The organism is Acidovorax sp. KPB24-03, from assembly GCF_057546605.1.
In genome coordinates, this window is the sequence record NZ_BAAJYR010000541.1 from 1 (window position 1) to 1,933 (window position 1,933).

Annotated in this window: 1 rRNA gene; it reads left to right on the forward strand. The window is 49.7% G+C overall.

Features of this window, described 5'->3' with window-relative positions:
- Nucleotides 1–162: 162 nt before the first annotated feature.
- A 23S ribosomal RNA gene (locus AC27KI_RS23730) occupies nucleotides 163–1,933 on the forward strand; the annotation flags it as partial.

Below are 1,933 nucleotides of genomic sequence, written 5' to 3' on the forward strand. Positions count from 1 at the left end.
AAAACGAATTGAAACTTTGTTTTAGTTCAAGTAATGACGAATCGTTCTCTAGGTAGCAATACCAAAGAAACATTCACATTACGGCATAACGCGCGAGGTGAAAGACCTCGCAAGTACTTGAAAGAAAATGGAGATGTTTTGAAAGAGACGTCAAAGTTATAGGGTCAAGTGACTAAGAGCATGTGGTGGATGCCTTGGCGATTACAGGCGACGAAAGACGTGATAGCCTGCGATAAGCTTCGGGGAGCTGGCAAATAAGCTTTGATCCGGAGATTTCTGAATGGGGAAACCCACCTCGCAAGAGGTATCGCATACTGAATACATAGGTATGCGAGGCGAACCGGGTGAACTGAAACATCTCAGTAGCTCGAGGAAAAGACATCAACCGAGATTCCGAAAGTAGTGGCGAGCGAAATCGGAAGAGCCTTCTAGTGATAGCACGACTGTTAGCAAAATGGGATGGAAAGCCCAGCCATAGCAGGTGATAGCCCTGTATGCGAAAACAGACGTGTGGTACTAAGCTAGAGAAAAGTAGGGCGGGGCACGAGAAACCTTGTCTGAATATGGGGGGACCATCCTCCAAGGCTAAATACTCGTAATCGACCGATAGTGAACCAGTACCGTGAGGGAAAGGCGAAAAGAACCCCGGGAGGGGAGTGAAATAGATCCTGAAACCGCATGCTTACAAAAAGTAGGAGCCCGTAAGGGTGACTGCGTACCTTTTGTATAATGGGTCAGCGACTTACATTCAGTGGCAAGGTTAACCGAATAGGGAAGCCGTAGAGAAATCGAGTCCGAATAGGGCGTTCAGTCGCTGGGTGTAGACCCGAAACCAAGTGATCTATCCATGGCCAGGATGAAGGTGCCGTAACAGGTACTGGAGGTCCGAACCGACTAGTGTTGCAAAACTAGCGGATGAGCTGTGGATAGGGGTGAAAGGCTAAACAAACTTGGAAATAGCTGGTTCTCTCCGAAAACTATTTAGGTAGTGCCTCAAGTATTACCGTCGGGGGTAGAGCACTGTTTTGGCTAGGGGGTCATGGCGACTTACCAAACCAAGGCAAACTCCGAATACCGACGAGTACAGCTTGGGAGACAGAGCACCGGGTGCTAACGTCCGGACTCAAGAGGGAAACAACCCAGACCGCCAGCTAAGGTCCCTAAAATTGGCTAAGTGGGAAACGAAGTGGGAAGGCTAAAACAGTCAGGATGTTGGCTTAGAAGCAGCCATCATTTAAAGAAAGCGTAATAGCTCACTGATCGAGTCGTCCTGCGCGGAAGATGTAACGGGGCTAAGCCAGTTACCGAAGCTGCGGATTCACAGTTTACTGTGAGTGGTAGGAGAGCGTTCTGTAAGCCTGTGAAGGTGTCTGGTAACGGATGCTGGAGGTATCAGAAGTGCGAATGCTGACATGAGTAGCGTTAAAGGGGGTGAAAAGCCCCCTCGCCGTAAGCGCAAGGTTTTCTACGCAACGTTCATCGGCGTAGAGTGAGTCGGCCCCTAAGGCGAGGCAGAGATGCGTAGCTGATGGGAAACAGGTCAATATTCCTGTACCGATGTGTAGTGCGATGTGGGGACGGAGAAGGTTAGCTCAGCCAACTGTTGGATATGTTGGTTCAAGCCTGTAGTCGTGCCTGGTAGGCAAATCCGCCAGGCTTAGATGAGGGGTGATAACGAGTCTGCTTGCAGACGAAGTGAGTGATACCCTGCTTCCAGGAAAAGCCACTAAGCTTCAGCTACACACGACCGTACCGCAAACCGACACTGGTGCGCGAGATGAGTATTCTAAGGCGCTTGAGAGAACTCAGGAGAAGGAACTCGGCAAATTGATACCGTAACTTCGGGAGAAGGTATGCCCCAAGTAGGTGAACCTGTACAAGGCGAGCCCAAAGGGGTTGCAAAAAATCGGTGGCTGCGACTGTTTAATAAAAA